Below are 24,729 nucleotides of genomic sequence, written 5' to 3' on the forward strand. Positions count from 1 at the left end.
GCGTCCATTTTATTTCAAGAGCAAATGTATGGAAACCAAAAATAATAAAAAAGTTTCCAAGGTTTAATTTTTAATTTTCAATCTATAAACTGAAAAATTCATCTTATGTTTTTATCGTATCATAAAAATTAATGAATTGATAATCACTTATGGGAACTTTTTTATTTAGGTTAATCTTATCGTATGAGAATATGTGATTATAAACCCACCTGTTTCAGATAGTTTTTAGTTTGTGTTTTGGGTACTTCTTCAATTGTAATAGACATTTTGATATTCTCCAAAGGTCTATTTCTTCTATTTACTTTTTGTGTTGCAATTTTATCAATTACCTCTAAACCTTCTACTACTTGACCAAAAACTGTATATTTTTCGTCTAAAAACGGTGCTCCTCCGACAGTAGTATATGCTTCTAACTGTTTTGATGATAAACGATTGATCAACGAAACTTCATATTTCTTCTCTACCATTGGAATACACTTTCTCATTAATCGCTTTTGTCCTTGTTGGTCCCCATTACTCCCCATTGTTTGATAAGCAGTAGCAATTTTTTTATACTCAGGTTCTTGAATCATCATTTCAAAATACTTGTACAGTTTTAAATGATCGATTCTAGAATCAATTAAATCATCTTTATTCCAACTACGTCCATCTACAATATAAAACTGACATCCGCTTGATGCCCTTTCTGGGTTTACATCATCACCTTTTCTGGCCATAGCTAACGCTCCCTTTCTATGGTAATGTGTTTTCATTATTTCAGAATCGATAGTGTATCCTATCTCCCCTCTACCTAAATCTTCTTCATCATCTGCAAAACGAGAATCGGGATCTCCACCTTGAATCATAAAGTTTTTCATTACTCTATGAAAAAGTAAACTATCGTAATAATGCTGCTTTACAAGAGTGACAAAATTTTCTCTATGAAGTGGTGTGTCTTTAAATAACACCGCTTTCATATCACCATAATCTGTGGTTATTGTCACTAAAAAATCAAGGTCTTCTGAAGTAGGTTCTACCTCTACTTTTTTGTTGCGTTCCCAGTCTCCATCGCCTCCATTTTTACACCCGGCAAGAAATAGTGTTAACCCACTAATAATCAATAAATAATTAATTAATTTCTTCTTTGTATTTTTTTCAATATTCATATAATAAAACATTCTCTATTTCGTTATTGATTTGAAGCGATAGATTTTTTCAAAACCAAGAATAAATAATATGACGATGGCGTTAGCAAACAGCCTCGATAAGCCAACTACTCAAAAAGCAATTGTGGTTGATGATAATATCATTAATGCACATTACTTAAAAAAAATGCTGGCCGATGAGGGCATGATCATCACTGTTGTATCTGACAGTGCAAATCTAACTCAATTAATCTTAGAAAGTGATACAAAAATTGTATTTCTAAACTCTGAGACGTTGAGTTCACAGTTTCAAGAAACCGTAAATAGTATCCGTGTAGCTGCAGATTCTGTAGTTATTGTGGGCACTACACCTTATAGTTTAGAAGGAGCCAGAAAAAAATTAATTAGTATGGGAGCTGAGTTTGCTTTGAGTACTCCTATCTATAAAAAACACCTTAAAGGAATTCTGAATAAAGTGTCTATAGCATAAATCCTCATCACTAATTAAAGTGACAAGGATTTACTTTATTATTATAATGACAATTTCTTCTTATAAAGAAGATACTGGCATTTTACGATCTACTTTTTTCACCAACCCTGATAATACTTTACCCGGACCACATTCAATAAATTCAGACGCACCATCCGCCATCATTGCTTGTACTGTTTGTGTCCAACGTACTGGAGCTGTAAGTTGAGCAATTAGATTCTCTTTAATTACTTCTGGCTCAGTTTGAGGTTGAGCATTTACATTTTGATAAATAGGACACTTTGGTGTATTCAAAGTAGTACCTTCTATAGCCTTTTGTAATTCCTCTCTTGCTGGCTCCATCAAAGGCGAGTGGAATGCACCACCTACAGGAAGAGGTAAAGCACGTTTTGCTCCTGCTTCTTTTGCTGCTTCACAAGCTGCTTCAATTCCTTCTTTAGTACCTGAGATTACCAATTGACCAGGGCAGTTGTAGTTTGCTGCAACTACTCCCTCAACACTTTCGCATACTTTCTCTACATCTTCATCAGAAAGACCTAAGATTGCAGCCATTGTTGATGGGTTCATTTCACAAGCTTTTTGCATTGCTGTAGCTCTTTTAGCAACTAAACTTAAAGCATCTTCAAAATTTAAAGCACCACAAGCTACTAAAGCTGAAAATTCACCTAAAGAGTGACCAGCTACCATATCTGGAGTAAATTCTTCTGCACATAAAGCAGTCACTACAGAATGCAAAAATACTGCAGGCTGAGTTACGTTTGTTTGCTTCAATTCGTCTGCTGTTCCTTCGAACATTACGTCTGTGATACGGAAACCTAAAATTTCGTTGGCTTTTTCAAAAAGTTCTTTTGCTTTAGGATTAGCATCATAAAGGTCTTTACCCATACCAGTAAACTGAGCACCCTGCCCAGGGAAAACATATGCTTTCATAATTTATATTGATAACGTTGTTGTTTTTTTGCCGGTCGCAAAGATAGTTAATTAAGTAAGGAGTAAGAAAAAGATTTGTCATATAAACCGAGAATATGACATGAAAAACCAATTGCTTTGATGGATATCACCATATTCTATCAAATAGACATTTCTTAATGATTCTTAGACATTAACGATCCTTATGTCTCTAAACGACATCAAACTATACTTTCTTTAGTAGGACTTCATTACCTTTGTATTTCAATTATTAAGGAATCATCATGAAAATTAAAGAAGCCGTTTTTGTTACAAGTAATACTGATGTGGAGAAGTGTCCTGCTCCCGACCGTCCTGAATATGCTTTTATTGGACGTTCGAACGTAGGTAAATCATCTTTGATTAATGCTTTGACCAAACAAAATAAATTGGCAAAAACCTCTTCTACACCGGGTAAAACGCAATTAATCAACCACTTTTTGATTAATGAGGAATGGTATTTATGCGATTTACCAGGTTATGGATACGCTCAAGTAAGTAAAACTGAAAGAGAGAAGTTTATGCGTATGGTAAAAAAATACATTGCCACTCGTGAAAACTTGATGAATACTTTCGTATTGGTGGATATCCGTCATGAACCTCTAAAAAACGATCTAGACTTTATGCAATGGATGGGCGAAAAAGGCCTTCCTTTCTGTATTGTCTTTACTAAGGCCGATAAATTAGGTCAGGGAAAAGCATCAAAATTGATTGCTTTATATAAAAGAAAGTTAAAAGAGACGTGGGAAGAATTTCCTCCAATGATTATTACATCTTCAGAAACTAGAGAAGGATGTAAAGAAATCCTTCAATATATTGATGAAATCAACGATTACTTTGTCAAAGAATAATTTCTTAAAATCTTTTTCAGTCTGATTTTCAATATTATTTAATTTAGTTTGCAATTTATTTTATAAATGATTTTGCAAATTCAAATTCACACACTACTTTTGCATCGCTTTAAAGGAAAACGATCCTTTAAGCAGAATTTGAAAAATCTTCTCCTTTAGCTCAGTTGGTTAGAGCATCTGACTGTTAATCAGAGGGTCCTTGGTTCGAGTCCAAGAAGGAGAGCAAAAATATATTTTCAAATTCATTCTCCTTTAGCTCAGTTGGTTAGAGCATCTGACTGTTAATCAGAGGGTCCTTGGTTCGAGTCCAAGAAGGAGAGCTACAAAATATATTCCTCTTTAGCTCAGTTGGTTAGAGCATCTGACTGTTAATCAGAGGGTCCTTGGTTCGAGTCCAAGAAGAGGAGCAAAAGCCTCAACAGAAATGTTGAGGCTTTTTTGTGTTTTAGGCTTACGGGTAGACGCTGTACTATTACTTTCAAAGTTGCTTGTCATACATCGAGAGTCCTCGAGGGGCCAAGGCCGCCTCGTTGGAGACGGAGAAATAATGATATTCGTATTTACTTTGATTAACTCAACAAACTAACTTTCTTAGTTTCTTAGTTAAAATTCCCTCTTCCCTTTCACCTCTTACTTCAAAAACGAGCGTCAATTCAGTACCTCCTAATTCCTATCTCCTAACTTTTCACAGAAACAATATTTCTTAATTCTCCCCCACATTCCTTCTTTCCTAAAGCATAATGTTTACTTTTGTGTTTGCGTACGCCGCTCTGTCGCTTCAGCTAGACTGAAGAGGAAAGTCCGAGCATCAGAGAGCATCACACTTCCTAACGGGAAGGCACTTGGCAACAAGTGACAGAAAGTGCAACAGAAAGTAAACCGCCTTCGGGTAAGGGTGAAACGGTGAGGTAAGAGCTCACCGCGTTTGTGGCGACACAAATGGCATGGTAAACCTTGTGAGATGAAAGACCAAATAGGCCTTATTTTCCTTTGGGAGTGAAGTTGCTCGCTTCACAGAGCAATCGGATAAGGTGGGTAGGTCGATGGAACCTGTGAGTGATTGCAGGTCTAGATAAATGACAGGGGTTGGATCGCTTTATGTATTTAAAGTATGAACGACACAGAACTCGGCTTATAGGCGTACGCATTTTTCTTTTTCTAATAATAAGTTGAAGAATTGCGATTCATTTAGCATCAAAAACTATTTGCACAATGAAAAATCTCATTATCCTCATCACTTTCCTTTTGGGTAGTACTACTATTTATGCTCAAAAGTTGAATTTCGAATCAGTAGAAGATTTCTATCAGTTTATGGATTATAACGCACAACCAAAACAATTGGTAAGTGCACATAGAGGAGGTCCTTATCCAGAATATCCAGAGAACTGTATTCCTACTTTTAAACATTTGGTAAAAAATATCTATGCTCCAGTGATAGAATTGGATGTAGAGATGAGTAAGGACTCGGTGATGTTTCTAATGCACGACAATGCATTGGGGAGAACCACAACTGGCGAAGGCAGTGTTAGAGATTATACTTGGAAGGAACTTCAAAAAATTCGCCTAAAAGATGATGACGGAAATTTGACAAAATATAAATTTGATCGTTTTGATAAGGTCTTAAAATGGACATCAAAAGGGTATGCGGTATTGACTGTTGATGTTAAAAAAGGTGTTCCTTTCGAAATGATAGTTGATGCTATCCGTAAAGCAAAAGTGGAAAAATATGCAGCTGTCATCACTTACAATTGGGAAGACGCTAAACTTGTCCACAAATTAGCTCCAGAATTGATGATTAGTGTAACGATCATGAATAATCAACATTGGGAAGAAGCGAAAGCATCAGGAATTCCTTTCGATCGTATGATTGCTTTTACAGGCGTGAGATTATGTGATAAAGCACTTCTAGATACATTGCATGAAAAAGGTATTTTCTGTATTAATGCAACTTTCCATACCTCTGATAAGGTGAAAGATGAAAAACAACGTGCAAAAGAATATCAGGAAGCTTGGGATTTAGGTGTTGATATTATTGCTACAGACCTTCCTATTGAAGCTGAAAATTCAAAAAAATAAATAAAAAAAAGCATCTTCACAGGAAACCCGTGAAGGTGCTTGACAATTAATTCACTCGTTATATACTTCTCTTACCTAAACTCTTAATGAAGCACGAATTTGCTTCGAGATATCTTTACTCCCGAACTTACGTTAAGGTGATACATACCCGCAGGTAAGTGTCCTGGAATTGTAAATTCTTGTAATATATTTTCTTCTGAGGTTTGCTTAATGATTTGATCTACCACCAAGTTTCCGTGATGGTCATATACTTGGATCAAAATATCAGATCCTTTAGTCAGTCCCTCAAGGGCTAACTTAGTTGATTGACTCCTATCAAAAACATTAGGGTGTAATTCAGCATTAAACTCATTAGCCATAGATAGAAGACTCACTTGAATTGGCCCAAAAGTTTCTGATGTACCATCTAAATCATATTGTACCAATCTATAATAGGCATTTTGTAACGGTCGCTCATCTGTAAATTCATAGTCAATACTGACACTAGAATTACCTCCTTTTGCATCAACTCTTTCAATAACCTCCCATGATTTTTGATCAGACGATCTTTCTATATCGAAATGAGAGTTATTAATTTCTGTGGCTGTGGACCATGAGATGTCTACTTGATTATTATTTGGAGAAGCAGAGAAACTACTAAGGGCTACAGATAAATCATGATCCGAACCACCTCCGAAAGTAAATGGGCTAAACGTTAGCGTTTGAGCAGAGATAAATCCTTCTCCACCACCACTAGACTGAAGAGTAAAGTCACCATGTGTACCATCTGCTTCTGAATCCCAATGAGAATCCCCACTACTATAATGGAATAAATGTAATGTACCAGATTTTGTTTCATCTATTAACGAGGATGAATTATAGGAAATGACCACTTTAAAGTTTTCCGCAAAACCTGTTTGATCAGTACCCGAAACATTGATATCCCAATATTCGACATTACTCACTTCTACCTCATTTAAACCAGGATCTAATGTAGAAGTACCATGAGATGTATTATTATAGGTAACCGTAAGCGTATGTGCTGCAGTAGCAGCTAAATTCTGAACACCTGCTTCTCTTAAATTGGTTCCATCACCCACAGGCAAAAGAGTATAATTACCTGTAGTAGCAAAAGTCATAGACATTTGACCGTTAATATGAGAAGCATCAGATCCGCCAGATGCTATTGATCCTAAACTTGTTGAATAAGTTGCACTATTAATACTACCACCAGAATTAATTACAAATCGGTTTCCTCCTCCATTTATAACTCCATTCGTCAATGTCAACTCTCCTCCCATATAAAAATCACTACCCAAATTTATTGTAGTATTCGTATTAACAGTTACATCATTAAAAGGATTATTATTAGCTAATGTTACTGTCCCAGAACTGTTGGAGCCAAAAATTAAACTACCATTATTTGTTTCATCAGATGCATCAGTTCCAGCTGATAAAGTAAAATTCGATGGAAGAGTATTATCAATAGTTAATACATAATCTTTATATAAAGTAATGCTTACAGTTTCAGATGCCATTTCAGAGGGTATCTCTGATGAGTATGTTCCTGACGAGGCTGAAACTGGTAAAAACAATTTATTTCTAGTGTTGTCAGTTCCATCCATAAATTCTTCTAGCTGTCCATCACTTGAAATAAAACCACCATTTAAAGTACCTACTGTAGTACTACTAGAAACATACAACAAACCTGAATGCTGTAAAAGTATGTTAGCATTTGTATTAACAAATGAGGACGATGCTCCAATAAAATATAAATTCGTCATCCTTAATATATTTATATCAGCACCGTTCAATAGTAAATTACCAAGTACAAATAAGTTTTCAATCTGTACATTGCCAATGGAACTTGGAAAATCTGCCAATGTTCCTCCTGCTTTAACAGTTATGTTTCCTAGAGTTAAATTGGTACTACTTGGTAAAGTAACAATATTTGTTGCAAGAATTGTAAAATTATTAGATGTATTAAAATCACCTGAAGACAAAGCAGCCCCACCAGATCCATCCGAATTAGTCGACCACTTCAGTGTATAAAAATCCCCACTTTCTGAGGAATAATATTCAGTCGCCCAACTCACCATAGGCAACAACATGGTTAATAATATTAGGTATGCACGTTTCATTTTTTAAATAAGTATAAGAGTGTAAAAAAATTGAGTCACATTTTTTTTAGGTTTCACTTCCCATAACGCACATATTATTGAATCGTTTCCTGACCAAAATCAGAGGGTGTCAATTTTTCTCTATTTGTTTGATTTTGATGATTTATTTGAAAACACTATCAAGATATTTTACATGGATTAATCTTATATATCACCATTATTATTGGGTTTAAACACTTTTTTGAGATGATAAAATTTAAAGAATCTCAAAAGACTTACATAAAAGAATTTATCATCAAATGAGTAAAATTATAAGTAATACCCTCCTAAATATCAATCATTTAAATTGTAATATTAGAATAAAAAACTACTTTTTGATCTCCATAGTGAAAGTTTTATCACCTAAATTACAATTGTTTACATTTAATAGTTAACTTGTTTTTCACATTGTTATTAAGCACAAACATTCTCTACCCAATCCTTAAACTAACGAGAAATGTGCTTACTACTAATATCATTGATACTTAATCTTATCTAACGTATTTAACCGAATGAAAAAACTATTCTCTAGAATTATTATTCTTCTGATTTCTTCTGTCCTTTTCTATTCCTGCAACAAACATTACGAAGAAGTCCTTGATGAGACTACAGAAAGTTCATCACTAAGAATGCCTTTTAATCAGCAAGTTTATATTTTAAACTCCTCTTCAGCTGGTTCTGAAATCTATGAAGTAAGCTACGACTTTCAGGGTTTGGAAGATGAAGCTTACTTGAAAAAGATGTCCCTCTTTAAAGAAAATGGGCAACCGTTTACTATTCCACAAGGAGGTCATATGTGTGTAAGTCCTGAAAACGATTACCTCACAGTAGTTGTTAGCAGAAAGAAAAAAATCTACCTTGTCGATCTCACTACACACAAAGTAAAAGTTATTCATCTATTTAAGTATGATCCTAACGTTTCAGTAGATCAAATGAAACGGAATGTAAATAAATATCGCTTCAGAGGTAAAATCACTCAAGTAGATGTGGATAAAGACGGCTACTTATTTCTTGCAGGTAAAAGTGGTTTCTATAAAGTGGTTGCTGATTGGGGAACTGCACAAAATGGCGGATCCGATATTTGGAATGATGTAGATGTTTCTTTAAACGGGACAAGGTATGCAGGACAAGTTTGGGCACATGTCGTAAAATTTGAATTTGATAGTGAAGTCGCTGTAGAAGGTATTGAAGATGAAGATTTCGTGGAACCTGAGTTCTATTTTGAAGAAAATACCATTCAACAAACAAATACTGTCAAATTCCAAGGTGGAGACATCTTGTTTACACAAAATAGTGACGAAACAGATGGTTTTGAAAGACAACGCCTCATCTCTTTCAGTCAATGGCAAGGAGGTACTGCTATCTATTTAAATAATATGGACTGGGACTGGTCAGACAACAAAGTATCTTTTCAAGCAGGTACTATCTACGGTGGTTTAAATGCACGTGACGAATCCAATCTCATCGGTGGCCGTGTAACAGGTGCTGCACTAACAGGCGATAATATGGTGTTCACGTCTCATCACTTTTCTGATAAACTGCAATTGAGAACCTTAAATGGCGAAATAATTAAAAATGATATCAAGATGATATTATTAGATGACAGCGGTAACCCAACTGAAAATACATTATATCACAATTGGGGAGACATGGCTTCAACCCAATCATTTGATGTAAACTCAGACAATCCTATCAGCAATGATAACAATAGAGAAATTGTTGGAGAATATTATGATCAGTGGTATAGAGGTAACTTAGAAGGATACCAATATGCCGAAGTTAAATTGTACCGTCCTGAATACTTTAATTATGATGTAAAAGACTTGTCTCATGATAATTACAATGTAAGTAAGGAATCTCGTAAAAATTCTGCCAATGCAGATTTAGCGGACTTTAGAAAAAATGCCAATAAATTTGTTTCACTTGGTGGTGAAGGTGGAATGGTACTAATGCAATTACCTCAACCTTTAGAATTAACTATAGATGCTACACTTCAAGTCGTAGAAACTTCATGGGGTAAAAAAGCCTTTTACGAAGATAAAGAAGAAGCTTTTAAAGCGTATGGTGAAAAAGCTGAAGTATTTGTTCATAAAAGCTATAATGGTAGATACTATAAAGATGACTTAGAAAACAGTGGTGAATGGGTGAAAGTTGGAGATGCCTACATTGCCAATAACGAATTCCATTTAAGCTATGTTGATGGTCTTCAAGATGTCAATCAAATCTCTTGGATTAAGATTGTTGATAGTGGATCTATAACTGGGGATGGTTTTGATGTTAACTTTGTTGCGGGTTATCAGAAACCTATGTTATCCGATTCTCACAAAGATAAATTAGCTTTGTATAAATTATATGAATCAGCTGGTGGTTCTAATTGGTGGATAAAAAATGAACAAGGTGTATTCGAAATCCCCGAATCACAACAATGGTCAATGGACAATGATTTGGACAATTGGTTTGGTGTAAGTACAAATAGTGAAGGAAGAGTAACTAGTATAGATCTATACAATACCAATTTAATTGGATATTTACCTGAAGAAATAGGTAATTTATCTGAACTAGTTAGTATAAACATTATGGTAAATCAGTTAAGTGGTGAATTACCTTCAACCTTAACAAATTTAACTAAACTCGAAACCTTATTAATTAGTGAAAATCAATTTGAAGGAAATAATTATGGGACTATTATTTTGAGTATACCAACATTACAAAATGTATTTATATTCTTCAATAATTTTGATTGGACATTAATGTATTTAACTCCACTGTTCAATCACCCCAACTTTAATAATGAGTTCTTCTGTCCCATCTTAAAACAAGTTTTATAAATACGATGTAGTCTATTATTTTGATTACAAAAGTATATAAACGAAAAAGGCCACCATTTTAGGTAGCCTTTTTTGCATATACATTTTTTTCTATTAATCAATCATGAACTTAGTTCTACTAATTTCAGATCCGTTTTTCGTAATTAGAAAATACAAACCCTTCCTCAAATTATCAGGTAGTTTTTGTGAAATCACAATGCTATTAACATTAATAGTATTCAATAAAGAATTATCAATAAACTTCCCATTAACGTCATAAATTGTCATTTCAATAGAACTTCCAATACTTAAATTATTCAAAGCAACTTTAAATGAACTACCATTAGATAATATGTTAGGGTACATTGCAACATTGAGTGTTTTAGATATGACAGATATTTCAATCGGACCATAAACAGTTTCTGTTTGATCAAAATCAACATGAACTAAACGATAAAAATTTATTTCATTAATATCTTCATCAACAAAAGAATATTCTATAGTTACCGAACTGTTTCCTGAAGTTTCTAGATACCCTATTTCTTCCCATGATGTTTTATCCGAAGACCTCTCAATAAGAAAGTGTGAAGAATTAATTTCTGTAGCAGTTGACCAATTAAGTACTACATAATCTTCAATTTTTTCACCAGTAAAAGATATTAACTCGACCGGTAAATCATTATCACCTCCAACGGATAAATTTCCTAAATTATTTATTGTTATACTTGATATCAAGGTATTTGCATATTCTTCTTCAGCAGCCTCTCTAGTTGGATTATCTAAACTAAGACAATCATCACAAAATAATAGACTTGAAGCTAATGAAATATCACCAGTTATTTCTAATGTTGCATCTTCTTCTATAGTAATTGTAGATCCATAATGTAAAAATAAATCGCCATCTAATATTACATGAGTATTTGATTTAATAATCCAATGCACAGCATAATCTGCTAGACTATTACCATCCACCTCTGTAAATTCACCAGCTCCTGGCCTCAACGATAATAACCCTTCGCCTGCAACATTTAAAAGTGAAACGGTATTTATGATATAATCAGGTCCATCGTTAGGATCATTATCACCGTCTTGGTGAGTAATTGTGATATCTTGACCGGTAGCAGAAAATAAATGAAATGTTTCTGGTGTGGTTTCACATGCTACTACGCCCGATTCATTAAAAGTAAAATCAGTAGTTTGACCTGTTTCACATTGGCTAAAGCCATCACTATTTATGAATAAAATAAACAGTGCTGTAAAGGAGTAAAAAATAGTTTTTGTCATAGTTAATATAGCAATGGTTTAGAAATAGAAAGATTAAGTTTAGAATTGAACATTCTTCGTTCTTAGTATGATCTATTTAGTTGGGGATAGGGATATAACGAGTAAAGAAAAGTTCAATTTATATTATTAAATTTCAATAATTCTGAATTGAATACAAAATTATCCTTCAATAAATATATGATTACAAGTGTTTTATCACTAAAAAAGGTGATCCCTTCCGAGATCACCTTCTAATATCTTTATAGCTAACTAATTATTTTATAACCAATCGTTTTCTTTTTACTTCTGCTCCGTTTTGGAAAACCATGTAATAAACTCCTGGCTGTAAATTTAATGGTAGCTTAAACTCTTTGAATAAGTTCACTGCTGATGCTTCAAATTGTTCTGTATACAAACCTCTACCGTTACCATCATATAATTGAATTTGCACTGCAGAATTGATATTCAAACCACTAATACTCGTACGTAGATCTTGACTTGGTAAGATGCTGTTTGGCATTAAGACTACATCAAAACCTGATAAATTATTTGAATTCATATGAACCTCAACGGGTCCGAATATCTCATTTTGACCATCAAAATCAAATTGGTGTAACCTGTAATATGCATGAGATAATGGGGAGTTATCTATGAATTTATATTCAATAGCAAAATTGGTATTCCCATTTGCTTCTACTTTTCCAATTGTTGACCAATTAGTCTTATCTGTAGATCGCTGTACTAAGAAATGAGAAGCATTAATTTCTGTTGCTGTTTCCCATGCTAATATAACCTCGATAGTATTTATTGAAGCATTAAAATAAGTAAGTTCAACAGGAAGATCACTGTCATTATCAACTATTGTTCCTGACCACCCATCAGCATTACCTAGTATATCCCAATCAAACGCCCAACCAAAATTAATATCATTTCTAGCTTCAATTTTTCCTGATCCAGACAAAGTATTTAAACCTCCTCCATTTAAAAAACCGGAATTATCCATTTCTCCATAAATATGAAGAACTCCATCAACAACTAAATTCACATTATCTCGAAGGCTAAAATCTCCATTAACTATTAAAGTATCGCCAGCTGGTATTGTTAGTGTAGTGGCTCCGTCTAATAACCCTCCACCGTAAATAAAAGTATTATTTTCAACATCAATTGTTAAAGAACTTCCACCTAAATTTAAAGTAAGATCAGCATTTAATATATAATCTCCAGGTGAGATATATGTACAGCTTTCTGTCCATGTACCGGAAGGTGCTGAGCTACATTGAGCATATAAGTCATAACGAATAAGCAGTAAAAAAACTGCTATTAAATAGTAGTAATTTATATTTTTCATAGAATAGATGTTTAGCAGTAGTTTATTCTTACTTAAGTCAGAATAAAAAGTGAATAAATTGTAGATGTATTTAAGTTCAAATAAGTTCGTTTAATTACATCTGTGAACAAGAACCTTTCCATTTTATAATATTTGAGTTGTAATTATCTAGAAAAGATCCATTTAGCTCGAACTTATGCTTATTTTTTACCTTGTCAATATATTTAAAGTTTCAATTCGATAAAATAGTACAAACTATTATTTATATATTAATTTAATCTGTATGTTTTCTGCCCATTATAAAAATTAATCTTAAGTCACAAACATTTCTAAAAACTTAAAAAAGTTCCATAGACTTCTAATATCATGATACTTTATAAACAATAATAATATGTTTTTATTGTCTATTTTCATCAAAAAAGTGAAAACAGACACAATCTATAATTATGACATATTTATTTCATTTTTTGATTTTTTTATCATTATCAATAAGATATTAAAGAGAAAATACATACTTAGAAAATAAAAAAACTGTCACAAAATCTTTATAGATATAAAATCCTGTAACAGTTTATTATTGTCTATCACTTAAATTTATTTAAATAACATCTTCTTTCTTTCAATACTGCTTCCATTTTGGAATATCAAGTAATACATTCCTTTTCCCATTTGATGAGGGTATTCTAATTCTTCTAGTAAACTCGTATTCCTTGTGGATTGAATAACATCAGAATGAATTAATTTACCATTACCATCGAACATCTGATATACAACATCCTGAGAAGTATTTATTCCTGATATACTTACTTTTACTTGGTCACCAATTGTTGTGTTATTTGGCATCAATACGACATTGAATTTCTTTTCATTTCCAAAAGCAACGAATAAAGGACCAAAAAACTCTGATTGACCATCAAAATCAACTTGTTTTAAACGGTAATACACATCGTTGTATAAGTTGTTATCATTATATTTATAATCGTGTCTTGTGTTTGAATTACCAAATGCTTCTACCTCTCCTATTTCTGACCAATTTGATCTATCATATGATTTTTGAACAACAAAGTGAGATGCATTTTTTTCTGATGCAGTCGCCCAGTTTAATTCTACATCGTTGTTTATTTTCTCTGCGTTGAATGAGATTAGTTCGACTGGAAGGTCATCGTCTTTCAAAATATCACAGAAAATTGAAAAGCCTTTATCAACACAAATATCATCTAAATCTTGATTTTCATCGATACCTGGAGTATTTGGTTTTAAAATAGAGTTTGTAACCAATCCGTTTATTAAAAAATAATTATTATAATTCCTTGATTCATTCAGATTATTAAAATTATCTCTATTGGATATTTGAACATCATGATATGAAATTATTGCATTTATATTAGGACTTGAATCTTCATAATTAAAAGTAGAAGTTCTAAATAATTCTGATATTAGGTATACATTATCAAAAGTAAAAAAGTGTGAACCACCTTCTAGGTTTACTGTTGCATCATAGCCACCTAAACCAAAAAAACCTTCATTTCCTAAAATTACTTCTCCTCCCACCTTACTTTTATTTACAATATATAAATTTGATGTATTTAAGTTTATATAACGAAATACTAAATCATAACCATTCAAGTCAACATAAATAGTTGTATTTTTCATATCTAAAACTTCACTTGCTCCCTGAATGATATCTCCACTCAGTCTAAGAAATAATTCCCCATCTGAATCATATTGTTTATTAAAATCATTAGCGGTTGCATCTTGCCAACCATAAGCACACATTGAGCTAGTACATATAGCGATCAGTGTACTAATAAAAATTAGATTTATGAATTTCATAGAAGTCTGAATATTAATTTCTAACTCAGCTGGAATAGAGTTAGATTATTAGGTTTATAAATTAGTTTCGGTAAGCTATAGATTAGTTTATTTATTAGGTTTATCAACTGATTGTTAGCTTACTCAGAAGCTTAAAACGCAAAAAATAAACCACAGTTGCGAAAAAAACTGTGATTAACACTTATTAATTTTTTATTGTAGAAGGTTGCTTTATTAAGGTGTATCTCATTATGACATAGGAGATTAAAAAACCTGATCCGACGGCTTCGAAGACCAAACCTATAAAGACAGTCATGGGATTTAAATAGGCTCCATTTAAGGCATATTGTTGAAGATAGGTCATAAATTCGGGTTCTACGGAGGTGAGATAAGTTACCATGAAAATGGCGAATGGAAGTGCTCCTGCCATTGTTACAATTATTCCCTCCAGAAAAGCATTGAGATATCCGTAATTGGATTGGTCTTGCTGTCGCAATTCTTTTAAGGCGAAATAAATACCTGTTGATTGAATGAGAAAATTTAGAACTCTAAGTTCCACAATGTGATAAAGATTGAGGAATTTCATGATGAAGAATAAAATAAGGTAACCGATAAACATGAGGCTACCATATTTCAAGGCGATTTTAAACATAGTATTAAAAGTTTGGGTCCTCCTTCATAACTAAAAAGGGCTTGAGGATGTTTAATTCCACAAGCCCTTTTTAAGGTGATAAATATTTCTATGCTTCTACTACTTGGTATTTTTCCAAGGTAGTAATAAACTGATTGATCTCTTCTTCTGTCGTATCAAAAGAACACATTAACCGTACTTCATGCGTCTGTTCATTCCAAACATAAAAGGGAGATTGTTCTTGTAAAATTGGAATTACTTTAGGGTCGAGAATAGCAAATACGCCATTGGCTTGTACTTTTTGAGTCACCTTAGCCCCTTCTGCTTTTTGAAGTCCCTCTGCTAACAACTGAGCCATCTTATTCGCATGTTCAGCATTCTTTTTCCAAAGATCTCCATCAAATAAAGCAACAAACTGAGCAGATATGAAACGCATTTTTGATAAAAGTTGCATTCCTTGTTTTCTGAGGTATTTGTAATTTTCTGATAAAGAAGTATTCAAGAAAATTACAGCTTCACCAAACATTAATCCGTTCTTTGTTCCTCCGAATGAAATAAAATCAACACCAGTATCTACTAACATTTCTTTAAATGTTGCTCCTATAGAAACGGCTGCATTACTAATTCTTGCTCCATCAACATGTAAAAGAAGATTATTTTGATGTGCAAAATCAGCGATTGCTTTAATTTCTTCGCATGTGTAGACCGTACCATACTCCGTAGCTTGTGTAATGGAAACTACTTTGGGTTGCGACCAATGTTGCTCTCCCAAATTCACTAGAAAAGGAGAAATATCTTCAGGTGATATTTTACCGTCTTCTTTCTCTATGGTTAGGATTTTAAAACCACCAAACTTTTCTGGAGCACCACACTCATCAACATTAATGTGAGCTACACTAGAAGTAATAACAGCACCATAAGAAGGACAAACAGAACTTAAAGCAGTAACATTCGCTCCTGTTCCATTCATAGTAAAGAAAACATCAATATCCTCTTTTAAAAGTCTTTTGAACATCTTGATAGCTTCTTTTGTAGCATCGTCTGCTCCATAGGCTCCTTGATGTCCATTACTTACTTTTGCTATCGCCTCAATTATTTCAGGAGATGTTCCCGCATAATTATCACTTGCTAATGTCTTTTTCATTGATTGAATTAATTCGATGGTTAACCTGAATTGTTTAGTATAAATAACGCACAAATATACTTTTTGATTGAATTAATTCATCAATAAATGTTAGGGTTTTCGCACTGTTAGGTATAGTGGTACAATGTATCACTCTAAAATCATTTATTTAATTCTTTCGGATTAATGACTACTCAGCAAATAAAACCAGTAGTTTATGTTTGATGTCATCGAAAAGTGGCACCATGATCATCGTATGATTTACTCCTTTTAATTTTACTTGACCCTCCATTAATTTAGCCTTACTAATCGCCTCTTTAATTTGATCTTTTTGAAGATCTGATAAATAATCAGGTAAATCAAAAATACGAACGACTTTATCTGATATCTCCGAGAGAGAAGAATTCATTTTGACAATATCAAAACCAGTATCGACAATTGCTGCGTAACACGGCAACTGATCTAACCAATTGTCATTTTCAAAATCTATCTCTTTATTATTAAAAATTTCTTCTATTAAGCTTTGTCCAGAATCAGAGAAATTACTTTGAATTCGAGTTAAAGCATTTCTTGCTTTTTGTTTCTCTAATTCAATACTGAGATTCATTTCTTTTTCTATTCTTTCAGTAACATCAAATATGATAAAGATAAACTTAATTGGCACCTCATTTTTGATTACAACAGAAGCACTTGTATCGCCCCATAGTTTTTTCTTCTTGGGAGTTCTAAACTCTAAAGTTCTCTGTCTCACCCCAGCCTCATTTGGTTCTGAAAGTAATCCAGAAATAGCCGTTTGATAAGATGTTGTTACCAAATCTCCTAAAGGATGACCGATAAGGTTTTCTATACTATATCCTGTCCACTTCTCAACCACATTATTTCCAGAAAGTACTCTACCGTCTAAACTCACCTCAAGAACCATCGCCATTTCATCGATAAGCGTATTACGTGTTTCCATCTCACTCCTTAACAATGAAAGCGTTTCCGTTTGGGTTTCTAATTCTTTCTTAACAAATTCCTCAGAGGTACTATCTTTTATAAATAATGTAAATCGATCAACATCTCCGTTTAGTTTCTTTAAAGGAGCCAATTGAATATCACAAATTTTAGATCTTCCTTCTGAATCTAAAAACACAAATTGTTGAGTAATCATTCCTCCTGCTTTTGCGTCTCTTAATGCTCTTTTAAAGACTCTTATTTCATTTGCATTCTCAAGGAATTCAACAATTGGAGTATTTCTGAATTCTTTCCTCTTATACCCAAAGATATCTGTAAATATGGTATTAGCTGCTTTAATCACTCCATCCAAATCCAAGTCTAGAACAGGGAAATAATGTCCAAAATGTGATAACCGTTCTGAATTGGTAAGGTCTTTTGCTTTTTGTTCTGTCGTAAACTCTGCAAATTTGATGATTTTGTAAGGTTTTCCATCTAAACCAAATATTGGATTGTATGTACCGTTCATCCAAACATCCACTCCCTTCTTACTCATACGGCAGTATTCTCCGGAAATAAATGACCCATTTGATAAACTATCCCATAATAATTTATATCGCATGGAATTCACTTCTTCAGAAGAAACCAAAATACGTTCATGTTTACCAATAATTTCTTCTTGCTTATAACCCATTACAGAAAGATACATATCATTGGCCGTAAGAATCTTACCTGACATATCAAATTCGATAATGGCCATCGTCTTACCAATGGCAGACAGTATATTTTTATTCAGATTAGATTCTTTAGAAAGTTCAGTCAGTTTTGTGTTTAACTGATCTTGCACTTCCTGCATCTCATCTGTTTTTTTGATCAACGTTTCTTCTTTGTTCTTTAGAGAATCGTTTACCTCCATAGATTCCTTAAGTAACTTACGGGTATTTTCATTCATCATATATACCGCAATAGCAGAAGCAAATCGTTCACAAGCTGCATTAGCATATTCTTGTTCATGTGGTAATAGAGAATGATATGAGGCAATTTCTACGGCACCATACACATCGTCGTTACCATGTACCACTGGAATAATAATAATAGATCTTGGCGGAGCCTCACCCAAACCAGAAGAAATAGCGGTATAATGCTGAGGTAAATCTTCTACATACACGTATTGTTTTTCGAGCATGACCTGACCAACAAGTCCTTCGTTGGCTGATATTTTTCTTTGAGGAAAACGTTTCTTACCATAAGCATAACTCGCTACTTGATGCACGATATTTTCTTCTTCTGCATTCATCTTTAAGAAAACACCTCCTTGAAGTGCACCTAAATGTCGAGTAACAAAACGAACAAACTCATAAGCCATTTCTTCGATGGTATCAAATTGTTGTCCATTTAATGTTTCTGTAGTTTTCGCTAACCCTTCGGTAATCCATTTACTTACAAATTCCTCCTTAGATAGTTGCTCCAATGTATTTCTAGCTCTTAAGAAAGAGTCGGATAATCTAGAATTAAGACCTTCTGTGTTTACCTCATAATCTTTATCTCCAAGATATTCGATCATCTCAGTAATTCTATTAAAATCGTCTTCTAGGGCAAATACTTTATTTTCGATAATTTGAATATCAGGGATTTCAGAACTTTCTTTCTCCCCTGTAAATTCCTCTAAGTTTTTACGAAGAAGTCGAATATGTACAAGAATCTGATTTCTAAAAAAGGCTCCTTGTGTTAACAAAACAATAACACCAAAAACAACAAGCAAACCGTTAAAGATTAAACTCTTTGTACGAGTCTGACGGATATTTTCTTCTAATTGAAATCTTGTTTCTCTATTGTGTAATAGTAATGATGAATTTCTTCTTTGCAGGAAATCTAAAGCTTTCCCGATTTTATCACTTCCTTCTTCTTCATCAAGTGCTCTGGCCCTGCCACTTAATGATCCTGTTCTTGATTTTGCTTGAAGATCTACAGATGAATTTGATTCAATACTGGCATCCCACATCAAATCAATTTTTGTATAATAATCTTCAAATCTTTTTCTGTAAAGTTCTAATGCATGAGAAAGTTGATCGTCACCCAAAGAGGTAAGTACTAATACACTTTGCTTTTCAGTAGAATTAGAAGAAATACCTTTTTCCATAGCTAAAATTTGAGAATAAATTTTATCGGCCTCTTGCTTTAACTGCAAAAGTGTCTTTCTATCCTCTGAACGATAATAGTCTTTAGCATGAAATGGAATATTGGCAATTTTGTATTCCTGATTAAGTAATATCTCTGAAACATCTCTTTTTTCTGCCTGTGAAGATCTCAAAAAAGAAACGAAACTCGTTAGTAATAACAAACTAAGAATCACAATAGTGGCAATTCCTCTAAATTCTGCACTTACTTTCATCTCTTATATATTAAATAGGATTTTTTCCTAGATCAATTTAAAATTTCAAACTATGCGATCAACTATTCGTCAAAAAAATCAGTTCATAACAATATAAGTATGTTATTTGTATAACCAATCTTATCGCTAAACTATATACCTTTTAAGTTATAACTGTCATTATCCTATGCCTAACCCATTGCTACTAGCTCAAAAGAACATACAGTTACTACCTCAAGAATACGACAGGTGGATCGTGTTGATTACTGTTATAAGTGTTATCATCGCCTTACTAAAAGAATGGGAAAAACCCTCTACCATTTTCTTTTTAGGAGTCGTTGCTCTATTGGCTACAGGGATCATTCATGTAGAAGATGTTTTAAACTCTTTAAGTAACTCTTCAATAGCTACAATCATTGTGCTAGTTATTGTGACTACTCATCTTTATCATACATTCAATGTTTCACTTATATTAAATTACTTAGTAGGTGATTCTAAAAAGCCACGCCTTTTTATGGCTAAGATCATCACTTTCTCTGCCCTGTTTTCTTCATTCACCAATAATACACCTGTTGTAGCGGGCTTAACGCCATATGTTTATGATTGGTGCAAAAAAATGGGAGCACATCCATCTAAGCTCCTTATACCTTTAAGTTTTAGTACCATCCTTGGAGGTATGATTACTGTTATTGGTACTTCTACCAACTTAGTATTGGTTGGTTTTATAGAAACGAACAAACTACCTCCTTTAGCCTATTCCGACTTCCTTTATTTAGGACTTTTGGTTACTTTTTTCGGAATTATCTATTTGGTCACGTTGGGGTATAACTTATTACCGGAGAATAAAGAGGTTTTTGATGATGCCAAAGCAATTGCACCAGAATATTTGATGGGGCTTCAAATTCGTAGAGCCTCCAAGTTAATTGGTAAGGAAGTACAAAATACCAAAATGAAGAATTTCGATGGGGCTTATTTAATTGAGGTTCATAGAGAAGGCGAAGTGATTACCCCGATACCAGATGATTTTGTTTTTGAAGAGAGAGATATATTAATGTTTATGGGGCAAACTGAAAACATTATGGTCATTCTAAATTCTGATGCTGGTTTAGCTGTTCCTAATAAGAAGGAAGAAGAAGAAATTGTGGAAGCCGTAATTCCTGCCAACTCTGCTCTTACTCGTAAAAAAATTGCAAAAATTAAATTTAGAGAAACCTATGATGTTGACCTTGTCGCTATTCATAGAAATGGTCAGAAAATTACAGGAGAACTAGACGATGTCTATTTACAATCGGGGGATATGCTTTTACTTTCTGCTGGGGATACTTTCTTCTCAAATATTAAAATGTACAAAGAGTTTTATGTATTGAGTACAATAAAAAATAATAAAGCACCCATTTCAAATGCAGCAAAGTGGTCGTATTTTATGCTTCTTTTCACTATTGTTATTGCTGTTGGTTTAGGAGTTATTCCATTATTGGTAGGAGCAATATTTGCTTTTTCTGGACTTCTGATGATAAAAGCTACCAACTTTAATATTGTAAATAAAGAACTCGATTTAGATTTGCTAGTTCTGCTTACCTCTGCCCTCACCTTGGGAGAGGCCTTTATATCATCGGGAGCAAGTGATATTGTCAGTAATGTATTTATAAAAATATTTCTACCTTTTGGTGTGTACGGAGTACTTATTGGGTTGTTCCTTTTTACTGTTCTACTTACCTCATTTGTTACAAATGTAGCGGCGATTTCAATTTCTTTCCCTATTGCTTATTCCTTAAGTCAGATGCTTCAGGTACATAGCACTCCTTTTTTTGTGGCCATTGCTTTTGCAGCTTCTGCCGCCTTTTTAACCCCTGTTAGTTATCAAACCAATTGGATCGTTTATGGACCTGGTGGTTATCGACCAAAGGATTTTATGAAAGTTGGTTTACCATTAATGGCAATTTATACTGTAGTTTGTATTACCTTTATTTCATTTTATTACCAACTACAATAATCCAATGATGGATGACCAATATATCAATTACCTTATTTGGTTTTTGGGATGTATATTTTCTTCTGTAATCACAGCAATCTCTGGGGGTGGCGGTATGTTTTCCATCCCTTTATTGATCTACCTCGGACTTCCCACACATTATATATTAGGAACCAACAAAGTAATATTAACTACAGCTTCGGTAACAGCCACTTGGCGATATTATAAAAATGGCTTATTACAATTGAATCAAGAATTATTGATTTCTTTTGTTTTATGTATTGGTATGGCCATTTTTGGAGCAGAAATGAGTGATGTTCTTTCAACTCATTCCATGCTCATATTACTCCTCGTGATGATCATAGTACTATTTACTATGGACAGATACAAAAAGAAGGAATCTACAGAAAATAATAAAGCTCACTTACGACCTAAAATTATTTATCCAACAGCTATCCTTCTTGGTTTTTATAGCGGATTTTTTGGACCTGGTACAAGCGTGATCTCCTTTTTTATCATCTCCTTCTTTGCTTCTGTACCCACTATGGTGAACGTTGCTTTTTCCAAAAGCTTAGCCATGATTTCTTCCTTAGCTGCATTAATTACATTCGCCATAGAACAAAAAGTACTTTGGGACTATGGAATCATAGGACTTGTCGGTGCCTTTATTGGTTCATGGATTGGTGCCGGATTAGCGATGAAAGTAGATCCTAAGAAAGTAAAAACCTTCTTTAATGTGATGTTGATTGTTTTCCTGATTAAAACATTATACGATCTATGGGTTGAAAACAGTTAGTTATTCTCTATTTGAGGTAAAATCTGATTGATCTGAGATTCTTGAATGATAGTTCCTAACGTAACAGTCACTTTTCCCTTATCATCATAAAACCTCAATATTTTTTGTCCATTTTCACTTTCAAAGAGCATTTGATATACATCATCAGATAAATAATTCCCATCCAAAGAAGTCACTCCTTGATGTCTACTTACAAAGTAATACTGCCCTCCATTGTATTTTAATAATCTTGCTTTTTCCAACATCACTTCTTCCTCATCAATAAAATCTTCTATTAAGGAAGTATTTGCTGGAGATTCTAAAAAAAGAAACTTTCTATTTACCAATGGATGATAGTAAAGTGATGTATCACCAACTAAAGAAAAACAATAAGAAATCATACCGTTATCCCATTCTGTTTGATACGTTTTATCGACAAAATAGTCCTCTCCTTTTAATGTAAATACACCTTTAGTTCTAATATCATCTAAATCTTGATCAAAGACTTTAAAGAAAGAGCGTTTCTTTTTGGGTACAAAATTGGCATTTTTATCAGGTAATTCTATCTCCTCTACTTCTTCAGGAATAGTATTATAAAAATCATGTACATAATCTTTTACATCCATCATTTCACGAAGATGCTTCTCATCAAATTCAAGTAAATCTAATTGTTGTCTTACACCATTCTTCTCAAAGATTAGATTTAGGATATATGTATTTTCTTGTTTTTTTTGAATATACAATTGCTCAAAAATATCAGTATTATGTGCCTCTCTATAGTCTAAATCTTTATCCATTGAAATAAAATAGATGACTCCATGGTTAAGAATAAACTTAAAATAGGTTTCTCTATTTATTTTCCTTGCAGTAAAAGAGAGCAAGTAAGTTACTATACCTAAAATGATTAATCCAAGTATCCAATGAAGGGTAAAAAAATAAACCGAGAAAATTATTCCGACAAAGTAAAACAGATAATTAATTCCCATTGGATTGGTATTTTTTCTGATTTTACTTTTCAATCGCTCAGTTAACTTTCCCTTAAAAGTTAATATGGCTGCTCCTGTTCTTGTTTCAACTACCTTCATTATGCGATTTCAACTTTACTTACTTCAAAATTATTTTCAGAAAACTGTCTTATTGTGATCCATTCATAAGTGCTTTTATACGTTTTCTGTTGGATACTCACCAAGTTTTCCACAGTATGATCTGGAAAAAATTGTCCTTTTAAATCCTCTACTATGGTGTAATAATTATTCTGATAGGTGAAATCGTATTTTAAATCTTCCCAAACCACTTTATCCTTGAAGAAAGCATTTAAAAAGAATTTAGTTGGATTGATTGATTTCTCTAAATAATACTTCTCGTGTTTTCTCTGAAAAACTTTCTTTTCACTACCATTATTTGTCCATAACAAATGATCTACTCTTTGGTTATCCCATTCGAATTGATACTTTTTTTCTAAAATATGAGACTCTTCATTAATATCGATTACATCACCAATGGCAACTGTTTCATCAAATGATTTTACTTGTTCGATTGATTTCTTTTGAAGTCCATGCAATTGATATTCTCCATCAATAGAATAATCATCAATCCCTAAAAAATCTTCTATTGCACTTTCTAATTTTCTGCCACTATAGGCTGATATGGTTCTGTCTTCTAAAAGAGGAATATCATTATCGTCTTTAGTTCTTAGTACTAAATTTACTTGAGGAGTATTAGAATTTAGAGATTTTGTTTTGTGATAATCTAGATATAACTGTGCGATTGTATTCGTTGGAATACTAATTTCTTTTCCTCTTGGATGTTTTACTATTAAAGTCACCCCATCGCATTCTATTTTAGTATTTCCAATTACTATAAGAGATACAATGGTGATCAATACATTAGTTATGACTGTTGCAAAGAGTACATAATACCCCCATTTAGGATTTTCATCTAAAAGTAAATTTGGAATCAGACCAGTGAAGAAAACTAGGATTACAAAATAGGTTGGAATCAGTTTTAATAAATACATCACCCAGTCTTCTTTAAACCAAGAGATAGAAGCCTTTAGCTCAAGATTATCGATGTTTAGTTTCATAT

At 33.2% G+C, this 24,729-nt stretch carries 17 protein-coding genes, 3 tRNA genes and 1 other RNA gene; 10 read left to right on the top strand and 11 right to left on the bottom strand.

Annotated features, from left to right (window positions below; all coding sequences use genetic code 11):
- Positions 1-197: 197 nt before the first annotated feature.
- On the bottom strand, positions 198-1,145 hold the full coding sequence (locus tag MY04_RS13835; RefSeq protein ID WP_066213310.1) for a peptidylprolyl isomerase: 948 nt from the start codon (positions 1,143-1,145) through the stop codon (positions 198-200).
- Between the two features lie 76 nt (positions 1,146-1,221).
- Between MY04_RS13835 and MY04_RS13840 the strand changes: the two genes are divergently transcribed.
- Positions 1,222-1,614 (top strand): response regulator, encoded by a 393-nt coding sequence (locus MY04_RS13840; protein WP_158297703.1) that lies wholly within the window; start codon positions 1,222-1,224, stop codon positions 1,612-1,614.
- 60 nt (positions 1,615-1,674) lie between these two features.
- On the opposite strand, the gene fabD is transcribed toward MY04_RS13840, so the two are convergent.
- Positions 1,675-2,544 (bottom strand): ACP S-malonyltransferase, encoded by an 870-nt coding sequence (gene fabD / locus MY04_RS13845; protein ID WP_066210449.1) that lies wholly within the window; start codon positions 2,542-2,544, stop codon positions 1,675-1,677.
- Positions 2,545-2,807: 263 nt separating this feature from the next.
- Here fabD and yihA point away from each other — a divergent pair, with 263 nt between their 5' ends.
- The 6 genes from yihA (at position 2,808) to MY04_RS13875 (ending at position 5,489) form a co-directional block, all read left to right on the top strand.
- Complete coding sequence (gene yihA / locus MY04_RS13850) at positions 2,808-3,413, top strand: ribosome biogenesis GTP-binding protein YihA/YsxC (RefSeq protein ID WP_066210451.1); 606 nt, start codon at positions 2,808-2,810, stop codon at positions 3,411-3,413.
- Positions 3,414-3,562: 149 nt separating this feature from the next.
- Positions 3,563-3,636: transfer RNA gene (locus MY04_RS13855), tRNA-Asn, on the top strand.
- 23 nt (positions 3,637-3,659) lie between these two features.
- Positions 3,660-3,733: transfer RNA gene (locus MY04_RS13860), tRNA-Asn, on the top strand.
- Positions 3,734-3,746: 13 nt separating this feature from the next.
- Positions 3,747-3,820 (top strand) — tRNA-Asn (locus MY04_RS13865).
- A gap of 350 nt (positions 3,821-4,170) precedes the next feature.
- Positions 4,171-4,564: RNase P RNA component class A (rnpB, locus tag MY04_RS13870), an RNA gene on the top strand.
- Between the two features lie 61 nt (positions 4,565-4,625).
- Complete coding sequence (locus MY04_RS13875) at positions 4,626-5,489, top strand: glycerophosphodiester phosphodiesterase family protein (RefSeq protein ID WP_066210453.1); 864 nt, start codon at positions 4,626-4,628, stop codon at positions 5,487-5,489.
- Positions 5,490-5,572: 83 nt separating this feature from the next.
- Here MY04_RS13875 and MY04_RS13880 read toward each other — a convergent pair whose 3' ends face one another.
- A complete protein-coding gene (locus MY04_RS13880; protein ID WP_158297704.1) occupies positions 5,573-7,609 on the bottom strand; it encodes a hypothetical protein in 2,037 nt (678 codons plus the stop codon).
- A gap of 530 nt (positions 7,610-8,139) precedes the next feature.
- On the opposite strand from MY04_RS13880, the gene MY04_RS13885 reads away from it, so the two are divergent.
- Positions 8,140-10,455 (top strand): hypothetical protein, encoded by a 2,316-nt coding sequence (locus MY04_RS13885; RefSeq protein ID WP_066210456.1) that lies wholly within the window; start codon positions 8,140-8,142, stop codon positions 10,453-10,455.
- A 93-nt stretch (positions 10,456-10,548) separates the two neighbouring features.
- Here MY04_RS13885 and MY04_RS13890 read toward each other — a convergent pair whose 3' ends face one another.
- From MY04_RS13890 to MY04_RS13915, 6 genes are all read right to left on the bottom strand, one after another.
- Positions 10,549-11,718, bottom strand: coding sequence for a T9SS type A sorting domain-containing protein (locus tag MY04_RS13890; RefSeq protein WP_066210458.1), 1,170 nt, complete (start codon positions 11,716-11,718; stop codon positions 10,549-10,551).
- A gap of 253 nt (positions 11,719-11,971) precedes the next feature.
- Positions 11,972-13,045, bottom strand: coding sequence for a T9SS type A sorting domain-containing protein (locus MY04_RS13895; RefSeq protein WP_066210459.1), 1,074 nt, complete (start codon positions 13,043-13,045; stop codon positions 11,972-11,974).
- Positions 13,046-13,618: 573 nt separating this feature from the next.
- A complete protein-coding gene (locus MY04_RS13900) occupies positions 13,619-14,857 on the bottom strand; it encodes a hypothetical protein (protein WP_158297705.1) in 1,239 nt (412 codons plus the stop codon).
- A gap of 184 nt (positions 14,858-15,041) precedes the next feature.
- The gene (locus MY04_RS13905; RefSeq protein WP_066210463.1) at positions 15,042-15,488 is read right to left on the bottom strand and encodes a DUF4199 family protein; all 447 of its coding nucleotides are present in this window, start codon (positions 15,486-15,488) and stop codon (positions 15,042-15,044) included.
- An 88-nt stretch (positions 15,489-15,576) separates the two neighbouring features.
- A complete protein-coding gene (locus MY04_RS13910) occupies positions 15,577-16,611 on the bottom strand; it encodes a threonine aldolase family protein (RefSeq protein ID WP_066210465.1) in 1,035 nt (344 codons plus the stop codon).
- A 169-nt stretch (positions 16,612-16,780) separates the two neighbouring features.
- Positions 16,781-19,918, bottom strand: a complete 3,138-nt coding sequence (locus tag MY04_RS13915) for a PAS domain S-box protein (RefSeq protein ID WP_066210467.1) — start codon at positions 19,916-19,918, stop codon at positions 16,781-16,783.
- A 166-nt stretch (positions 19,919-20,084) separates the two neighbouring features.
- On the opposite strand from MY04_RS13915, the gene MY04_RS13920 reads away from it, so the two are divergent.
- Together MY04_RS13920 and MY04_RS13925 are read left to right on the top strand one after the other, a co-directional pair.
- Positions 20,085-21,890, top strand: a complete 1,806-nt coding sequence (locus MY04_RS13920; RefSeq protein WP_066210470.1) for an SLC13 family permease — start codon at positions 20,085-20,087, stop codon at positions 21,888-21,890.
- A gap of 4 nt (positions 21,891-21,894) precedes the next feature.
- The gene (locus MY04_RS13925; protein ID WP_084005886.1) at positions 21,895-22,665 is read left to right on the top strand and encodes a sulfite exporter TauE/SafE family protein; all 771 of its coding nucleotides are present in this window, start codon (positions 21,895-21,897) and stop codon (positions 22,663-22,665) included.
- Here the strand turns inward: MY04_RS13925 and MY04_RS13930 are convergent.
- Together MY04_RS13930 and MY04_RS13935 are read right to left on the bottom strand one after the other, a co-directional pair.
- Positions 22,662-23,729 (bottom strand): hypothetical protein, encoded by a 1,068-nt coding sequence (locus MY04_RS13930; RefSeq protein ID WP_066210474.1) that lies wholly within the window; start codon positions 23,727-23,729, stop codon positions 22,662-22,664. The two genes, MY04_RS13925 and MY04_RS13930, sit on opposite strands and share 4 nt — an antisense overlap.
- Positions 23,729-24,727 (bottom strand): hypothetical protein, encoded by a 999-nt coding sequence (locus MY04_RS13935; RefSeq protein WP_066210476.1) that lies wholly within the window; start codon positions 24,725-24,727, stop codon positions 23,729-23,731. The genes MY04_RS13930 and MY04_RS13935 overlap by 1 nt, the downstream gene beginning before the upstream one ends.
- Between the last annotated feature and the right edge of the window lie 2 nt (positions 24,728-24,729).

The sequence above is a fragment of the Flammeovirga sp. MY04 genome (genome assembly GCF_001682195.2).
GTDB classification, from domain to species: Bacteria; Bacteroidota; Bacteroidia; order Cytophagales; family Flammeovirgaceae; genus Flammeovirga; species Flammeovirga yaeyamensis.

Bases quoted from the DNA above. Each gene is read 5' to 3' on its own strand.
- MY04_RS13910 (WP_066210465.1), bottom strand. From the start codon at position 16,611: ATGAAAAAGACATTAGCAAGTGATAATTATGCGGGAACATCTCCTGAA.
- MY04_RS13935 (WP_066210476.1), bottom strand. From the start codon at position 24,727: ATGAAACTAAACATCGATAATCTTGAGCTAAAGGCTTCTATCTCTTGG.
- MY04_RS13885 (WP_066210456.1), top strand. From the start codon at position 8,140: ATGAAAAAACTATTCTCTAGAATTATTATTCTTCTGATTTCTTCTGTC.
- MY04_RS13905 (WP_066210463.1), bottom strand. From the start codon at position 15,488: ATGTTTAAAATCGCCTTGAAATATGGTAGCCTCATGTTTATCGGTTAC.
- MY04_RS13835 (WP_066213310.1), bottom strand. From the start codon at position 1,145: ATGAATATTGAAAAAAATACAAAGAAGAAATTAATTAATTATTTATTG.
- MY04_RS13920 (WP_066210470.1), top strand. From the start codon at position 20,085: ATGCCTAACCCATTGCTACTAGCTCAAAAGAACATACAGTTACTACCT.
- MY04_RS13875 (WP_066210453.1), top strand. From the start codon at position 4,626: ATGAAAAATCTCATTATCCTCATCACTTTCCTTTTGGGTAGTACTACT.
- fabD (WP_066210449.1), bottom strand. From the start codon at position 2,544: ATGAAAGCATATGTTTTCCCTGGGCAGGGTGCTCAGTTTACTGGTATG.
- MY04_RS13895 (WP_066210459.1), bottom strand. From the start codon at position 13,045: ATGAAAAATATAAATTACTACTATTTAATAGCAGTTTTTTTACTGCTT.
- yihA (WP_066210451.1), top strand. From the start codon at position 2,808: ATGAAAATTAAAGAAGCCGTTTTTGTTACAAGTAATACTGATGTGGAG.
- MY04_RS13890 (WP_066210458.1), bottom strand. From the start codon at position 11,718: ATGACAAAAACTATTTTTTACTCCTTTACAGCACTGTTTATTTTATTC.
- MY04_RS13915 (WP_066210467.1), bottom strand. From the start codon at position 19,918: ATGAAAGTAAGTGCAGAATTTAGAGGAATTGCCACTATTGTGATTCTT.
- MY04_RS13840 (WP_158297703.1), top strand. From the start codon at position 1,222: ATGGCGTTAGCAAACAGCCTCGATAAGCCAACTACTCAAAAAGCAATT.
- MY04_RS13930 (WP_066210474.1), bottom strand. From the start codon at position 23,729: ATGAAGGTAGTTGAAACAAGAACAGGAGCAGCCATATTAACTTTTAAG.
- MY04_RS13880 (WP_158297704.1), bottom strand. From the start codon at position 7,609: ATGAAACGTGCATACCTAATATTATTAACCATGTTGTTGCCTATGGTG.
- MY04_RS13900 (WP_158297705.1), bottom strand. From the start codon at position 14,857: ATGAAATTCATAAATCTAATTTTTATTAGTACACTGATCGCTATATGT.
- MY04_RS13925 (WP_084005886.1), top strand. From the start codon at position 21,895: ATGATGGATGACCAATATATCAATTACCTTATTTGGTTTTTGGGATGT.